This window comes from Citrobacter sp. MGH104 (assembly GCF_001034485.1).
GTDB lineage: Bacteria > Pseudomonadota > Gammaproteobacteria > Enterobacterales > Enterobacteriaceae > Citrobacter > Citrobacter freundii.
Map to the genome: position 1 here is coordinate 628,256 of NZ_KQ089818.1, position 16,187 is coordinate 644,442.

Sequence of the window (16,187 nt, forward strand, 5' to 3'; positions counted from 1 at the left end):
ATTAGCGTCCTCGCAGTCCGTCGGCCAGACGCTTACTGTTGCGAACAGAAAGCAGCGTCAGCAGCGTGCGCCAGTTCATCCGTTTGTTGCGGATCTGATAGAGGGTAAACAGCTGATACTTCTTGCTGGCCCGGTCAAATTTGCCTTTGTGCTTGCGGTAAAACTGAAAGTAGCCGGAGAATTTATTCGGCGATGAGGTAATGCGCATCTCACCGTGATTTACATGCAGGATCTGCGTTGCCTCTTTGACCTTCCACGGTTTGCCATACGCCACCACCATGCGCAGGAAGATGTCGTAATCCTGCGCCGCTTTCAGCGTGGTATCGAACAGACAAGCTTTAAACCGCCATGCCCAGGTAAATACCTGATTACCAATGATGTTGCGCTTATAAAACCTGCGGCGTGAATAAACGGACTTCGGATAGAGCGGCAGACTGGTCGGCTGCGAATACACTTCGCCCTCACAGACATAGTCATTGGCATACAGAAACGCCCGCGTGACCAAATGATGGCGATAGTTGAGAAATACACTCAGTCGGTTCGGCGTCCATTCATCATCATCATCAATCCCCGTAATGTATTGCCCGTTGGCCTGCATAATGGCCTGATTACGTACCGCGCAGGCCCCGGTGTTGGTGGAATTATGCGTATACGACACTCGCGGATCGTTGAGTTCCTCAACAAACTGCTGCAACTGCTCATAGGAGGAAGAGCAATCATCCACAATGATCATCTCCCAGTGAGGATAGTCCTGGCGCAACACCGATTTAATCGCCCGAATGGCCAGCTGCTGGCGGTTCCAGGTTGGCATGTAAATTGAAATTAGCGGGTTTTCTGTGGTCATTTTCGTTTCCAAAAAAAGTTGCCTGATGGCACTACGCTTATCAGGCCTACATTCGATATGCGTTGCTGTTAGTTATTTCGAATCCGACGTGTATTCGTATTCGTAGTAGCCGTAATCCTGATACCCGCTGGCGCGGCGGAAGATCGAGTTGAGGATCACCCCTTTCACCTGAATGCCATTTTGCTCGAAGCGGCCCAGGCTGGTTTCCACCTCTTTCAGCGTGTTGACCGCATAACGCGCTACCATCAGCGTGGTTCCGACGTGGCGCCCTACGATAGCCGCATCGGTCACCGCCAGAATTGGTGGGGTGTCAATCAACACCAGGTCATAGTGCGAACTGGCCCAGGCAATCAGTTCGCCGAAGCGCTCGCTCATCAACAGTTCGGAAGGATTGGGAGGAATTTGACCGCGAGGGATCAGATCAAAATGCGGAATCGATGTCGGTTTAGCGCTGGATGAAATATCCCCTTTGCCAATGAGGATCTCAGACAGGCCGTTAACATTATTGGTCCCCAGCAGTTCGTGGGTATAGCCTTTGCGCATGTCGCAGTCGATCAATAGCACGCGTTTGTTAGTCTGGCTAATAACTGCCGCCAGGTTAGCGCAGACAAATGTTTTCCCAATCGACGGACTGACGCCGGTCAGCATCAATACGTTGTTACGCGCCTGCATCATGGCAAAGTGCAGGCTGGTACGCAGGCTACGGACCGCTTCTATGGCGAGATCCGTTGGATTCCCAACGGCCAGCAGTTGGCTTTGCTTGTAGCGTTTCACACCTTTAATGGTCTGAACGTTATCACGCGCTTTTTGCCATTCAGACAGCGGAATACTGGCATACACGCTGATACCATGCTCTTCCAGCGCCTGGGGGCTTTCAATACCGCGATTAAACAGAGAACGCAGCAGTACGCCCACCACGGAAAGCATTAAACCGAGAATGATACTGCCGAGAATAATCAGCGCCGTTTTCGGCTTCAGCACGCCAGGCTGAGCAATCGCGGGATCGACAATGCGCACATCACCGACCGTACTGGCCTCGGTAATCTTCAGTTCCTGTTGCTTGTTCAGCAACTGCATATAGACCTGCTGACCGGACTCCACATCACGCGTCAGGCGAACAATTTCCTGCTGTGTTTTCGGCATCGCCGTTACACGCCCGTTCAGCTTACTTTTCTCATCTTCCAGCGCCTGGCGTTTTTCCAGCAGCGTGCGGTACGCCGGGTGCGCTTTGGTGAACAGCTTGGAAATCTCCGCTTCTTTAAAGGTCAGTTCATTCAACTGCGCGTCGATATTCACCATCGAATCCAGCACCGCTTTGGCTTCCAGCGGCAAATCCACGGAGTCTTTATCCTGACGGAAGGCGTTCAGCTTGTTTTCAGCAACATCCAGGTGGTTACGCACTTCGGGCAACTGTCTAGCCAGAAACGCCAGACTTTTGGCGGCCTCTTCGGATTTACGTTCCACGTTTTGTTGCAGATAGTTACGGGTAATACTGTCGAGGATCTGGCGGATTTGCTCGCGGTCTTCACCGGTAAAAGTCAGGCTCAATACACCGGTATCTTTGCCTGTTTCCGTCACCATCAGGTTATTTTGCAGGGTGTTTATCATGCCCAGCGTGGAGAATTTACGGACGGTAAATTGGCTCTCCGGGCTGGCATGAATCGCCTCAACCAGCATCGTCACGCCATCGTGTTCCAACACCTTGCCGACTTGCCCCCGAACGCTAAAACCCCCGTCACTCACCAGTTGATAACTTTTGTCATTCAGCACATTGAGCGTGAAGGTCTGTTCATTCATTGCCTTTGGCAGCGTGAAGGTAGTCACATTAACCGTTTCGTTCTGACGGCCCATCAGCCGGTCCCAGCCCGCGCCAAAAATAGGGAACGTATCTTTGGTAACGCCGATATCGAGGTTGAGATCGTCTACCGTTTTCCCTAATACCAGTCGTGACTGAATGAGCTGAATTTCCGCTTCCGAGGCCGGGGGTTTGTTCGACAACGCCGAGCCAATATCCTGCACCAATGAATTTCCAGTATTTTGCTCAATTTGCACCAGCGCGTCCGCACTATAGATGGGGGTGGCGAACAGTGTGTAGACCGCGGCACACAATGCAAAAGCCGCGGTAATGCCAAGTACCCACCAGCGGGCTTCCACCACCGTTGCGACCAGACGACCAATATCGATTTCATCATTGCCCGTTACCGGCGCAGCAGACTGTTTTACTTTTTCTGTCATCGTTTTCCCTGCTCTGCGTTCAGTGCCTGAGCCCATTGGCGGGCAGACCGTTCAAGTAATGTGTACACCGCGTCAAACGCATCACGGCTTTTACGATATGGATCGGGAATTTCGCGCTCGCTGTCCCAGTGACCAAAAAGCATCACTTTGCCGCGCATCTCCGGCACCATTTCACACAGGGCAGAGATATGGCGCTTTTCCATGGCCAGGATCAGGTCATACTCCCGGCACATTCGTCCCGAGATCTGCCGGGCACAATGATTATCCAGTGACAGGTTGTGCGCCTGCGCCACGCTAATGGCGCACGGATCCGCGCCTTTCCCCACCAGCGCCCCAAGACCGGCAGAAGAGACCGTCAACGCCGGGTGAAATTGCCTTAACAAGCGCTCTGCCGTCGGAGAACGGCAAATGTTCCCCACACAGACAACTAAGATTTTGTTAAACATGACGATTACCAGTTGTGAAGGTCGCTGGCCGTGTCCGTCATATAGCGAACACCGCTAATAGTCGGCAGCAACTGATTGATCAAACGGTTCCAGCGAGCAACCGGCGCAGTAGTGACGTACACCACATCGTATGGCTGGAGTCGGAATGATGTTGCCATCACCAGCGACGTCGCATCGGACATATCAAGCTGATAGATATTGGCGATCTTGCCGTTGTTCCCGCCCTCGCCTTTCAATGGTCGAATAACGAAAATACCGCTGGCATTGGAGGTGGTCAGGTCAATACCTTCGGCATTGCCCAGCGCTTCGGTAAGCGTCATGCCACTGAAGTCCATTTTGAGGGTGCTCTGTTTTTTCACTTCCCCCATTACAAAGACTTTCAGATCGTCATTACGCGGGACAAACAGAATGTCGCCAGGATAGAGCAGTCGGTTCTGGCTCAGGTCGCCATTTTGCATCAGTGCTTGCAGTGAAATGCGTTGCTCCTGCCCTTTATGAGTCAGCACAACGTTGCGCCAGTCTGCCGCTTCGGTGAGACCGCCTGCGGCGTTAATGGCATCGAGAACGGTAAGTGGCACGTTGGTGATGGCCTGCTGACCAGATTTGTTCACCTGTCCGGAGACATAGGCCTTCTGCGAGCGGAAAGCGGCGATATTAACGTCCACCTGCGGGTCAGCAATGTACTTCGCTAAGCGCCCGGTAATATCACTACGAATCTCTGCCAACGTTTTCCCTACCACGCTGACTTTGCCGATGTAGGGGTAAAACATCGTGCCATCAGGTTGTACCCAGTTGCCGGTATCGCTTGAGCTACGGTACTGCCCGGCTGGCGTGGTGAGTTCAGGATGGTCCCAGACGGTCACATTCAGGACATCCCCCGGACCGACTCGGTACTGATACCCGGCAATCTCCTGGTCCAGCGACATATTAGGTTGTGCAACATTTGGTCGAGGACGTAATTGTTCTACCAGTCGTGGGGTGAGTGGATAAACATTCACCATGCGATCGATATCAAAATCAGCGTCCTGCTGTTTAATCACATCTTTGCCCATCGTAGACATATTGCTGCCCGGAAGCACGGTACAACCGTTTATCAAGATTACCGATACCAATACTGGTATCAATTTAAGTTTGGATTTCATCATTGATTATTTATCACTTTGGCAGAGTAATTATCACATGCAATCTAAATAGCGACTTCGCCTGTACGTATTTACCTTGCCGTTAATTGAAATGGAATTTAACTGGCATCAGTCCTAAAAAAAATGAATTCATCTGCGGTCTCTTGACAGAATAATTTAGGCTTGTTTCAGGCGACCAGACACGCTACCGCCCCTGGCTTCACTAGCTACCAATGCACTGATTAATTTAAATTTTTATCTTCTCCTTTATTTTCATCACATTTACAGCGGCAACGCATCGGGAATACGTGCCACTGGTTAATGAGGAAATATTTATCTTTTGATTATTACCGCAAGAATTGTTGCAGCTAAGCGAATATCAGGCAAGATAACAAACCACCAATACCAAGCTTTTAAGATTAATATTAAGCGTTGGATTTGTATATTTTTAGGATTTTATTGATGTTGACAATATTGATATAAAAACATCCCACCTGCGATATTTCCTAAATATATTTAGATTAGTAAAATAATTTCCTGTAGTGACATTAAGGCTATTATCCTGCATCTGTTCTGATATAACCGACAGAGAAATCCCCTCTCGCCATTGCATTTTTCGCCAGTTTTACCCATGATCGAATTGTGACAATTGTCATACAACTATGGGTATAGCATTTACTATGGAATGGATTGCCGATCCGTCAATCTGGGCCGGACTGGTCACGTTAATCGTGATCGAACTTGTTCTTGGCATTGATAATCTTGTTTTTATTGCCATCCTCGCGGAGAAACTACCTCCAGCCCAGCGGGATAAGGCGCGTATTACCGGGCTACTGCTGGCGATGGTTATGCGCCTGCTGCTGCTGGCATCAATATCCTGGCTGGTAACACTGACCACGCCGCTGTTCAGCATTCGCGATCTCAGCTTCAGCGCCCGCGATCTGATCATGCTGTTCGGCGGTTTCTTCCTGCTGTTTAAAGCCACTATGGAGCTCAACGAACGGCTGGAAGGAAAAGACAGCGACAATCCCACCCAGCGTAAAGGCGCTAAGTTCTGGGGTGTGGTCGCGCAGATCGTGGTGCTGGACGCCATATTCTCTCTCGATTCCGTCATTACCGCTGTTGGGATGGTCGATCACCTGGCCGTGATGATGGCTGCGGTGATTATTGCCATCAGCCTGATGGTGCTGGCGAGCAAGTCGCTGACGCGCTTTGTCAACAGTCATCCAACTATCGTTATTCTGTGCCTGAGCTTCTTGCTGATGATTGGTTTTAGCCTGGTGGCCGAAGGGTTTGGTTTCCATATCCCGAAAGGTTACCTGTACGCGGCCATCGGCTTCTCGGTGATGATCGAAGCATTGAACCAGTTGGCTATTTTTAACCGTCGTCGCTTCCTCTCAGCCAACCATACTCTGCGCCAGCGCACCGCCGAAGCGGTAATGCGGCTGCTGAGCGGGCAAAAAGAAGATGCCGAACTGGATGCCGAAACCGCGGCAATGCTGGCGGACCATCATGAAGGTCAGATTTTCGCGCCTCAGGAGCGGAGGATGATTGAACGTGTGCTGAACCTTAATCAGCGTACCGTCAGCAGTATCATGACCTCGCGTCACGATATTGAACACATCGACCTCAATGCTCCCGAAGCAGAAATCCGCGCCTTACTGGAAAAAAACCAGCATACGCGTCTGGTGGTCACTGGCGAAGACGGGCAGGAAGAACTGCTTGGCGTGGTGCATGTCATCGATTTGCTGCAACAGTCTCTGCGCGGCGAGCCGCTCGACCTGCGCGTCCTGATTCGCCAGCCGCTGGTGTTCCCGGAAACTCTGCCGCTACTTCCGGCGCTTGAGCAGTTCCGAAACGCCCGGACGCACTTCGCGTTTGTAGCCGATGAATTTGGTTCCGTCGAAGGGATTGTGACGCTGAGTGATGTGATGGAAACCATCGCCGGCAATCTGCCAAACGAGGTAGAGGAAATCGACGCCCGCCATGATATTCAGAAAAACGCCGATGGTTCATGGACCGCTAACGGGCATATGCCGCTGGAAGACCTTGTGCAGTACGTCCCTATCCCATTAGATGAAAAACGTGAGTATCACACCATTGCCGGGCTTTTAATGGAATATTTGCAGCGCATCCCAAAAACCGGGGAGGAAGTCCAGGTTGGCGACTATCGGCTAAAAACCCTGCAGGTGGAAAATCATCGCGTGCAAAAAGTCCAGCTGATACCGCTACACAGTGAAGAAGAGATGGATTACGAGGTGTAAGTCACGAGCCGGATGGGGCATTAGCCACCATCCGGCAATATAAATCAGAGCTTATCCAGCAACTTTTTAACATCTTTGCCGTTGCGGGAATCTTTATTGCGATCGGCCCAGTCATTCAGGCGACGTTTTGCTTCATCCTGCAGATGTTTACGCAAAAGCTGATCAACTTGCAGACTGTAGTTCAGTGATTGCCATTGACCATAGACTCTGAGAGGAACCGGGGTGGCCTTCAGGAAATTAATCAACTTACTTTCGCCATCCCAACCGCCCAGCACGCGAATGTTAAACAGCGTGTCGCAATTCTGCTTCACCAGATCTAACGTTCCTTTGCCGGTCAGTGCCAACATAGCGGACTCCCCTACCATGTTATCCAGCGTCACCTCACCGTTATCCAGCGTCATATCGGTTACAAAACGATCCAGACGGGTCACGTTCTCCATATTTTGCTGGGCTTTAGCATCTCCACCGCTACGCTCGACGGCCTGCTGTATCATCTGCTGGAAGTTCATCCCTTCCATTCGCGTATCGTTCATTTCGACATGGGCCTGCCCTTGCCAGCTGTGACGAAACGCCTGGGCGTCAATATCCGAGCCGGAAAAATCTCCCGCCAACGACAGCTTGCCGGTGAGTGCGATGGGGTAATCAAAGGCCTTCAGAATAGTGCCAATTTCAACACCTTCCAGGCGCGGATGAAATACCGCTCGCGGTTCTCCCTTTCTGGCATCCAGCGTACCGGGCAATGAGATCAGCCCGCCATCACTTTTTCCCTGCAACTGTGCAATGTTCAGTAAGCCGAACCGGTTGTCTATTTTTGCCGAGACATTCTCAAACGCCATTTTCCGCCACAGCACCTTGTCAGCCTGCAAAGCGATGTCTGCCGAAAAACCCTTGAGTCCCTGATACGAAACAGCATCAACCTGGGAAGCAATAACGGGGCGCGCCAGCGTTGACTGACTCTGACCTTGCTGAACTTCACCTTTTGCTGTCACAGCTGCGTCATGTTGTACGAGCAGGTTATCCAGATTGAGCTGACCAAATTTTAGGTCAACGGCCCATTCCGGTTTTTCCAACAAGGCCACATGCGCTTGCCCGGAGAAAGAAGAGTCATTAGCGGTCAAATTTATCTGGCTAAATGAAAGCTGTTTTTTCTCTTCCAGCCATTGCGCCTGAAGATGTCCCTGACCGTTGATCCCCTGCGGCGGCAGATCGGCCCCCTGCAGTTGCCAGCTTAACTGTTCAATATTCGCAGATAAGTTGTGCGGGTAATCGGAGGCATCGACCGTACCGTTAAAGGATAACGCGAGATCGCGCTGATCGCGGTTCACACGCCCGGAGAAATCAAACGTGCCGCGGTGCTGGCTATCTTGTTCCATCTCCAGACGAATATCGCGAACGGTAACCTGTTCATCGTCTTCATGTTGGAACACCAGAACACTGTCGGCAACACGCAGACGGGCGATATCAAACGACCATCCTTTGTCTTCCGCCAGATCGGGCAACATATTGTCTTTTGGGGCAACGGGTGCATCTTTGCCGCGTACCGCCTCAGTTTGCGGGGTCAATTGAATCACTGCGCCTTTGAGCATCACCTGCTTCACGCTGAGCTGGTGGCTCAACAGCGGCCACAATGCAACGTCGAGACGCATATTATCAGCACGAACCAGGGGTTCGCTGGCGCCTTCAGCCGTTAACATCACTCGCCCTGAGAGGATACTCAGTTGCGGCCATACGTGCCAACGCAGGGGGCCATCCAACTGCAGCTGATACCCGCTGCGTACGGCAACCTGCTTGACCATATACGCGCGGAAATCATTCGGATTCACCAACAGTACTAACGCAGAAAAACCGGCCACCAGCACGACCAGAAGAATCATCAGCGTCGTCAGAAATCGTCTCATGCTATCCCCAATAGACTGATAAACACTCAGTCTTTATCGATCCGGCTGGCAACGGCGCCCTGCTGGTCGCGATATTTCGCATCCTGACGACGGTTGTAGGGTCGCGCTGCCGGACCGGAAAGCGGTTCGAAACTTAACGCGCCAATCGGCATCCCCGGACGCAGAGCCAGCGGTAATTTTCCGGAGTTGTAAAACTCCAGTACGATACAGCCAGACCAGCCCGGATCGATACGGTGAGCGGTGACGTGTACCATCAGTCCCAGACGAGCCAGCGAAGAACGGCCATCTAACCAACCGACGAGATCGGAAGGCAGTGTCACGGATTCGAATGTTACCGCCAGTGCAAGTTCCCCCGGATGCAGGAAAAAGGCTTCGCCGTCCTTAAGGACGATTTCATCACTCATCACGCGATCCAGCGCGGCGCTGACTTCATCTTTCGGTCCGCTTAAATCGATATACGCCGCCGTATGACCGCGGAACGTACGGAATTTGTTGCCAAGGCGCACATCTACCGTGGCGCCATTGATTCGCTCGACAGGAGGGCGTGGATTGATCGACAGGCGACCTTCATCCAACCAGGCTTCAATATCTCGGTCACATAAACGCATGGCACTTTCTCCTTTCGTGCTTCAAACCCTTAATGCCAGGTGCGTTAAGGGTGAACCAGGTTATCACTGAACGGTACACAATTCGCTGAACTTATTCAAAGAACTGACTGATTTTAGCCTTCAGAATATCGATGGCGATGCGGTTTTTACCCCCGCGCGGCACAATGATGTCGGCGTATTGTTTTGAAGGCTCAATAAATTGCAGGAACATTGGGCGGACGGTTTTCTGGTATTGCGCCATCACCGAATCCATTGAACGACCACGTTCGTTCACATCCCGCTTGATACGGCGCATCAGGCAAATATCCAACGGTGTATCAACAAAAATAGAGAAGTTCATCTCGTCACGCAAACGCGCATCCGTCAGCAGCAAAATGCCTTCCAGGATGATGACTTTCTTGGGTTCGATATGAATAGTGTCTTGCGTACGCGTGTGCTCAACATAGCTATATACCGGCAGCTCAATGGCGGAGCCGCGTTTCAGCGCTTGCAGATGTTGAAACAGCAGGCTGTGGTCCATCGCGTTCGGATGGTCGTAGTTGGTTTTTACACGTTCTTCCATCGACAGATGGCTTTGATCTTTGTAATAGCTGTCTTCGGGAATAACGCCAATATGTTCGTCACCGACTTGTTCACGCAATTCGCGATAAAGAGTACTGGCAATAAGGCTCTTGCCGGAAGCCGATGCGCCGGCAATGCCGATAATGACGCACTGATGGGACTGATCAGTCATAAATTTAGCGACCTGATTAACCTGGATGTAAGGAAGGGCGGCGCCGAAACGCCAAACGCGGCAATTATAGGGATTTCAGCGGCGCGATGCCACCCCAGGCTGCACCAATGCTGTCCCTGTCGCAAATTAAAATGGTCAGATTTAGAACAGCCGCTATATTTATTCACCTGCCTTAGGAATTAATAGCTTGGGAGTGTTAATTTATGAGCAGCTGGCGTATAAATTGTAAATTGTTTGTACTAGCATAATCCCAGATTAAATGTGATGCGTCCGGCATCTCTGCTGGGCGACAACGGCTATTTGGGTAGAGTGGTAATGAGTAAACAATCCCAACATGTTTTAGTTACCTTACCCCATCCTCTACTGCGCCTGGCCAGTTTAGGTCTGGTGGCTTTCATCTTTACGTTGTTTTCGCTGGAACTGTCACGTTACGGCGCACAGCTTGCACCGCTGTGGTTTCCAACCTCTATCATGATGGTGGCTTTTTACCGTCACGCTGGAAAGATGTGGCCTGGGATCGCGCTGGCTTGCTCATTCGGTAGCATCGGCGCCTCTTTACTCTTCTTCCCCGGACAGTCGCTTAATTTCTCCTATACGGTCATTAACATTATTGAGGCTGTTGTTGGCGCAATGTTATTGCGTAAACTGCTGCCCTGGTACAATCCCTTACAAAATCTTAACGACTGGGCGCGTCTGGCATTTGGCAGCGCGGTTGTTCCGCCACTGCTGGGCGGCGTATTGATGTGGATGTTGCTGCCGAAGGAAACTACGTTAAATACCTTTCTCATTTGGGTACTGTCAGAATCCATTGGCGCACTGGCGTTGGTGCCGTTAGGTTTGCTGTTTAAACCACATTACCTGCTGCGCCATCGCGACCCGCGATTATTGCTTGAGACCCTGATTACGCTTCTGGTGACCTTAACGTTCAGTTGGCTATCCATGATGTACATTCCATGGCCATTTACCTGCGTTATTGTCCTGCTGATGTGGAGCGCTGTCCGTCTGCCGCGTATGGAGGCGTTTTTAATATTCCTCAGCACCGTGATGATGGTTTCGCTGATGCTGGCCGCCGACCCTTCACTGCTTTACACCCCGAAACAGAACATGATGACGGACATCCCCTGGTTGCCGTTTTTGATGATCCTGTTGCCCGCCAATATGATGACCATGGTGATGTACGCGTTTCGAGCCGAACGCAAGAACATTTCAGAAAGCGAGTCGCGCTTTCGCAACGCCATGGAATATTCCGCGATTGGCATGGCACTGGTTGGCACCGAGGGGCAATGGCTACAGGCCAATAAAGCCTTGTGCCAGTTTCTGGGCTATAGCCAGGAGGAGCTACGTTCGCTGACCTTCCAGCAGTTAACCTGGCCGGAAGATCTGAACAACGACCTTGAACAACTCAGCATGCTGGCACGCGGAGAGATTAATAGCTATTCCATGGAAAAACGCTATTACACCCGCGCGGGCGACGTCGTCTGGGCGTTGCTGGCCGTTTCGCTGGTGCGTCATAGCGACAACACTCCACTCTACTTTATCGCGCAGGTTGAGGACATTAACGACCTGAAGCATACCGAGTGGATTAACAAACGGTTGATGGAACGCATTACCCTCGCCAATGAAGCCGGGGGTATTGGGATTTGGGAATGGGAACTGCAGCCTGACGTGATCAGTTGGGATAAACGGATGTTCGATCTGTATGAAGTTCCTGCGCATATAAAGCCCAGCTGGCAAGTCTGGTATGAGTGCGTTGTACCCGAAGATCGCGAGTACGCCGAAAATGTGATTCGTGATTCGCTGGCCGCGCGGGTTCCGTTTAAGCTTGAGTTTCGTATCGCAGTAAAAGATGGCATACGCCATATCCGCTCGTTGGCCAACCGGGTGCTGAATAAAGACGGTGAAGTTGAACGCTTACTTGGTATCAATATGGATATGACCGAAGTGAAGCAGCTTAACGAAGCGCTGTATCAGGAAAAAGAGCGCCTGCACATTACGCTGGACTCAATCGGCGAAGCGGTAATTTGTATTGATGTCTATATGAACGTGACCTTTATGAATCCGGTCGCTGAGAAAATGAGCGGCTGGCAGCAGGACAGTGCCATCGGCATTCCGCTATTGACGGTACTACATATTACTTTTGGCGAGAACGGTCCGCTGATGGAAAATATCTACAGTGCTGACATGTCGCGTACGGCAATCGAGCAGGAAGTGGTCCTGCATTGTCGTAACGGCAACAGTTATGACATCCAGTACAGCATCACGCCCCTCAGCACCCTTGACGGCGGCAGCATTGGTTCGGTGTTAGTCATTCAGGACGTCACAGAGTCACGGAAGATGCTCCGCCAGCTTAGCTACAGTGCCTCACATGATGACCTGACGCAGTTGGCAAACCGGGTCAGCTTCGAAAACCATCTAAAACAATTGCTGCATTCAGTACACGACACGCGCCAGTGCCATGTACTGGTTTTTATCGATTTGGATCGTTTTAAAGCGGTGAACGACAGCGCGGGTCATGCCGCCGGCGATGCCCTGCTGCGTGAACTCTCTGCGCTTATGCTCAGCATGTTGCGATCCAGCGATATGCTGGCGCGCCTTGGCGGCGACGAGTTTGGTCTGTTGCTGCCGGATTGTAATATCGAAAGCGCCCGCTTTATCTCAGGACGCATCATCAGTGCTATTAACAATTACCAATTTATGTGGGAAGGCCGTTTGCACCGTATTGGCGCCAGTGCGGGAATTACGCTGATTGATGAGAAAAACCATGTCGCGACTGACGTTATGTCTCAGGCCGATATCGCCTGCTACGCGGCGAAAAACAGCGGCCGTGGGCGAGTCTGTGTCTATGAACCTCAGCAAAGCCAGGCCCATGCCGCGCGTAGCCAACTGTCATTGGATGAACAAAGACACACTATTACACACAACCCTATGCTGATGATCGCCAGAGGTGTTGCTTCTCCGCGTATACCGGAGACTTTTAGCTTCTGGATTATCTCACTTCGCTTAGGCACCGCTGAGGGCGAAGTCATTGAAGATCAAGCCTTCCATGCCGGGTTGGTCGATCCCACGTTGAGTCAAGCGCTCGATCGTCGGGTGTTCGGCGAGTTCTTCCAGAGTGCTGCCCCGGCTGTCGCCAACAAGGGCCTCAGTATTGCCCTGCCCCTTTCCGCCGCCGGCCTGCTCAACACAGAGCTGGTAGATGAGCTGCTGGAGCACTTGCAACGCAGCCCGCTACCGCCACGATTGCTGCATCTGACCGTTCCATCAAGCGTCATCAAAACAAACCCAACGCAGGCGGTATCCGCACTGCATCGACTGCGCCAGTACGGTTGTCGAATTGTGTTAAGTCAGGTTGGTCGCGACTTAGAGCTTTTTGACAACCTGAAATATCACATTGTCGATTACCTGTTGCTCGACAGCGAGCTAAGTGCCAGCGCTCCCGGCAACCTGATCGACGAAATGTGGGTGTCCATTATCCAGGGTCATGCTCAGCGCCTGGACATAAAAACCATCGCCGGTCCGGTGCAACTGCCACTCATCATGGATACGCTTTCTGGCATCGGTATTGATATGATTTATGGCGATATTATTGCCGACGCCCAACCGCTGGATCTGCTACTGAATACCAGCAATTTCGCCATCAACTGACGGTTGCCAACCATCCGTATACCAGATATGCAACAGCGCATAGGAGCGCCAGGGTTTCCAGCGCTCTGCATACCGCCGGATCTGGGCTGGTGTCATGCCGGGAAAACGCTGCTTAATCAGATAATCATCCGGCAGAAAAACGTCCTTCGCCTGCCAGCCGCGCAGCGCAAAGTAGTTGGCGGTCCAGCGCCCTATCCCGGGAAATGTTTGTAGCTGCTTAACGCCTTGTTCGATATCGGCAGGGGCTGTTGTCGCGAGCGTTCCTTCAAGGGTTGCATGAGCAAGGTGAATCAACGCTTCAGCGCGTTTGAGCGGCATTCCTAACGTTTTCAGGTGCAGCGGATCGGCGTTGGCAAGCTCTTCTGGAGAGGGAAAACACACATACTCGGGCGCATCCTCCAGCGTATTGCCATAAGCGTGCGCTACTTTCGCTGTCAGTTTTGCGGCCATCGCCACGCTGACTAACTGTCCTAAAATCGCCCGTACCCCTTGCTCAAAAGCATCGACACATCCCGGCAGGCGCAATCCCGGACGCGCCGCGCCGAGGTTACCCAGCGCGCCGACAATTTGCTGCGGGCAACAGGAAAGATCGAACAAGCGCGTTATTTTTGCCAGGCACTCAGAGGCTACAGGCTGTAACCCTGAGCTCAACGTCACGTGTAGCACGTTGGCGTGCAGATCCGGGACAACGCTCACCAGACCACGATGCTCCCCTACGGACAGACTTCGGACATAACTCAGTTCTTCTACGGTTTCGACACCTTCAACCGCACGGGCGGCAAGAAATCCCAGCATCCAGGGCCAGTCATAAGGCGGTTGCCAGCTCAGCGTGAACATTCGGTTTTCCTTTTAAAGCAAACTTACAGCATAAACGGTATTCAATCAGTACGCCTTGCTTTCATATTCCAGTTGTCGGGGCGTCAACTATTCGTTAAAGTCACGCCCCTTCTTCACTGGCATGGGGATTTTTACGGTGTTTATTGGTTTTGACTACGGTACGGCAAACTGTTCAGTGGCCGTTATGCGTGATGGGCAGCCCCACCTGCTCAAAATGGAAAATAACAGCACGCTGCTACCCTCAATGCTGTGCGCACCAACGCGCGAAGCGGTTAGCGAGTGGCTGTATCGCCATCACGACGTTCCAACCACGGACGATGAAACACAGGCGCTGCTTCGCCGTGCGATGCGCTACAATCGCGAAGAGGACATCGACGTTAACGCCAACAGCGTGCAGTTCGGTCTGACATCGCTGGGTCAGTATATTGAAGACCCGGAAGAGGTGTACTTCGTTAAATCGCCAAAATCATTTTTGGGTGCCAGCGGTCTGAAGCCGCAGCAAGTTGCGCTTTTTGAAGATCTGGTCTGTGCAATGATGCTGCACATTCGCAACCAGGCGCAAAGCCAATTGCCGGAAGCTATCACTCAGGCCGTAATTGGTCGCCCCATCAACTTCCAGGGATTAGGTGGCGATGACGCCAACATCCAGGCGCAGGGGATTCTTGAACGTGCGGCCAAACGTGCCGGTTTTCAGGATGTCGTCTTCCAGTACGAGCCGGTAGCAGCGGGGCTGGATTACGAAGCCACACTGCAGGATGAGAAACGCGTGCTGGTGGTAGATATTGGCGGGGGTACGACCGACTGTTCACTGCTGCTGATGGGGCCGCAATGGCATCAGCGCGCCGATCGCGAAAACAGCCTGCTGGGACACAGTGGCTGCCGTGTAGGCGGGAACGATCTGGATATCGCGCTGGCGTTTAAACACCTGATGCCGCTGCTAGGTATGGGCGGTGAGACTGAAAAAGGGATCGCCTTACCGATTCTCCCCTGGTGGAACGCGGTCGCGATCAACGATGTTCCCGCGCAAAGTGATTTCTACAGCAGCGCCAACGGTCGTTTACTGAACGATCTTGTCCGCGACGCGAAAGAAGCCGATAAAGTAGCCTTGCTGCTTAAAGTCTGGCGCGAGCGTCTGAGCTATCGCCTGGTGCGCAGCGCAGAAGAGAGCAAGATCGCGCTTTCCGACCAGACCATTGTAACGGCGGCGATACCGTTTATCAGCGACACTCTGGCAACCGATATTAGTCAACATGGATTGGAGGCCGCGCTCAATCAGCCCCTGGCGCGCATTCTGGAGCAGGTCAAACTGGCGCTGGACAACGCGCAGGAAAAACCGGACGTGATTTATCTGACCGGCGGCAGCGCGCGTTCACCGCTGATTAAAAAAGCCCTCGCCCAGCAGCTTCCTGGGATCCCTATCGCGGGTGGCGATGACTTCGGTTCTGTCACCGCCGGTCTGGCCCGCTGGGCTGACGTTGTTTTCCGCTAAGCCGCTCGCAAGCTGAAAGGTGTGCGTATTGACATCACCGTTGCTGTGGCTTATTTTCAGGAGTGAG

Annotated in this window: 11 protein-coding genes; 3 read left to right on the plus strand and 8 right to left on the minus strand. The window is 52.2% G+C overall.

All coding sequences use genetic code 11. From position 1 onward, the window contains the following. Position 1: 1 nt before the first annotated feature. From wcaA to SK34_RS03085, 4 genes are all read right to left on the minus strand, one after another. On the minus strand, positions 2 to 844 hold the full coding sequence (gene wcaA / locus SK34_RS03070; RefSeq protein ID WP_048233759.1) for a colanic acid biosynthesis glycosyltransferase WcaA: 843 nt from the start codon (positions 842 to 844) through the stop codon (positions 2 to 4). A 72-nt stretch (positions 845 to 916) separates the two neighbouring features. Continuing rightward, a complete protein-coding gene (gene wzc / locus SK34_RS03075) occupies positions 917 to 3,079 on the minus strand; it encodes a tyrosine-protein kinase Wzc (protein WP_048232343.1) in 2,163 nt (720 codons plus the stop codon). Then, complete coding sequence (gene wzb, locus SK34_RS03080) at positions 3,076 to 3,525, minus strand: low molecular weight protein-tyrosine-phosphatase Wzb (protein WP_003036763.1); 450 nt, start codon at positions 3,523 to 3,525, stop codon at positions 3,076 to 3,078. Before wzb ends, wzc begins: the two co-directional genes overlap by 4 nt. Before the next feature lie 5 nt (positions 3,526 to 3,530). Continuing rightward, positions 3,531 to 4,670: a polysaccharide export protein gene (locus SK34_RS03085; RefSeq protein WP_003036765.1), complete on the minus strand. Its 1,140-nt coding sequence runs from the start codon at positions 4,668 to 4,670 to the stop codon at positions 3,531 to 3,533. A 656-nt stretch (positions 4,671 to 5,326) separates the two neighbouring features. Between SK34_RS03085 and SK34_RS03090 the strand changes: the two genes are divergently transcribed. Further along, positions 5,327 to 6,910, plus strand: a complete 1,584-nt coding sequence (locus SK34_RS03090) for a TerC family protein (protein WP_003841782.1) — start codon at positions 5,327 to 5,329, stop codon at positions 6,908 to 6,910. 44 nt (positions 6,911 to 6,954) lie between these two features. On the opposite strand, the gene asmA is transcribed toward SK34_RS03090, so the two are convergent. The 3 genes from asmA to udk all read right to left on the minus strand — a co-directional run bounded on the left by asmA (position 6,955) and on the right by udk (position 10,149). Next, entirely contained in the window at positions 6,955 to 8,808 is a 1,854-nt protein-coding gene (gene asmA / locus SK34_RS03095; protein WP_003844331.1) for an outer membrane assembly protein AsmA, read from the minus strand. Positions 8,809 to 8,834: 26 nt separating this feature from the next. After that, on the minus strand, positions 8,835 to 9,416 hold the full coding sequence (dcd, locus tag SK34_RS03100; protein WP_003036774.1) for a dCTP deaminase: 582 nt from the start codon (positions 9,414 to 9,416) through the stop codon (positions 8,835 to 8,837). 91 nt (positions 9,417 to 9,507) lie between these two features. Then, positions 9,508 to 10,149 (minus strand): uridine kinase, encoded by a 642-nt coding sequence (gene udk / locus SK34_RS03105; RefSeq protein WP_003841777.1) that lies wholly within the window; start codon positions 10,147 to 10,149, stop codon positions 9,508 to 9,510. Positions 10,150 to 10,464: 315 nt separating this feature from the next. Here udk and SK34_RS03110 point away from each other — a divergent pair, with 315 nt between their 5' ends. Then, complete coding sequence (locus tag SK34_RS03110; protein ID WP_048233760.1) at positions 10,465 to 13,794, plus strand: diguanylate cyclase; 3,330 nt, start codon at positions 10,465 to 10,467, stop codon at positions 13,792 to 13,794. On the opposite strand, the gene alkA is transcribed toward SK34_RS03110, so the two are convergent. Beyond that, positions 13,762 to 14,631, minus strand: a complete 870-nt coding sequence (alkA, locus tag SK34_RS03115; RefSeq protein ID WP_003841772.1) for a DNA-3-methyladenine glycosylase 2 — start codon at positions 14,629 to 14,631, stop codon at positions 13,762 to 13,764. The two genes, SK34_RS03110 and alkA, sit on opposite strands and share 33 nt — an antisense overlap. Positions 14,632 to 14,767: 136 nt before the next feature. On the opposite strand from alkA, the gene yegD reads away from it, so the two are divergent. Further along, positions 14,768 to 16,120, plus strand: coding sequence for a molecular chaperone (yegD, locus tag SK34_RS03120; protein ID WP_048232345.1), 1,353 nt, complete (start codon positions 14,768 to 14,770; stop codon positions 16,118 to 16,120). Positions 16,121 to 16,187: the final 67 nt, after the last annotated feature.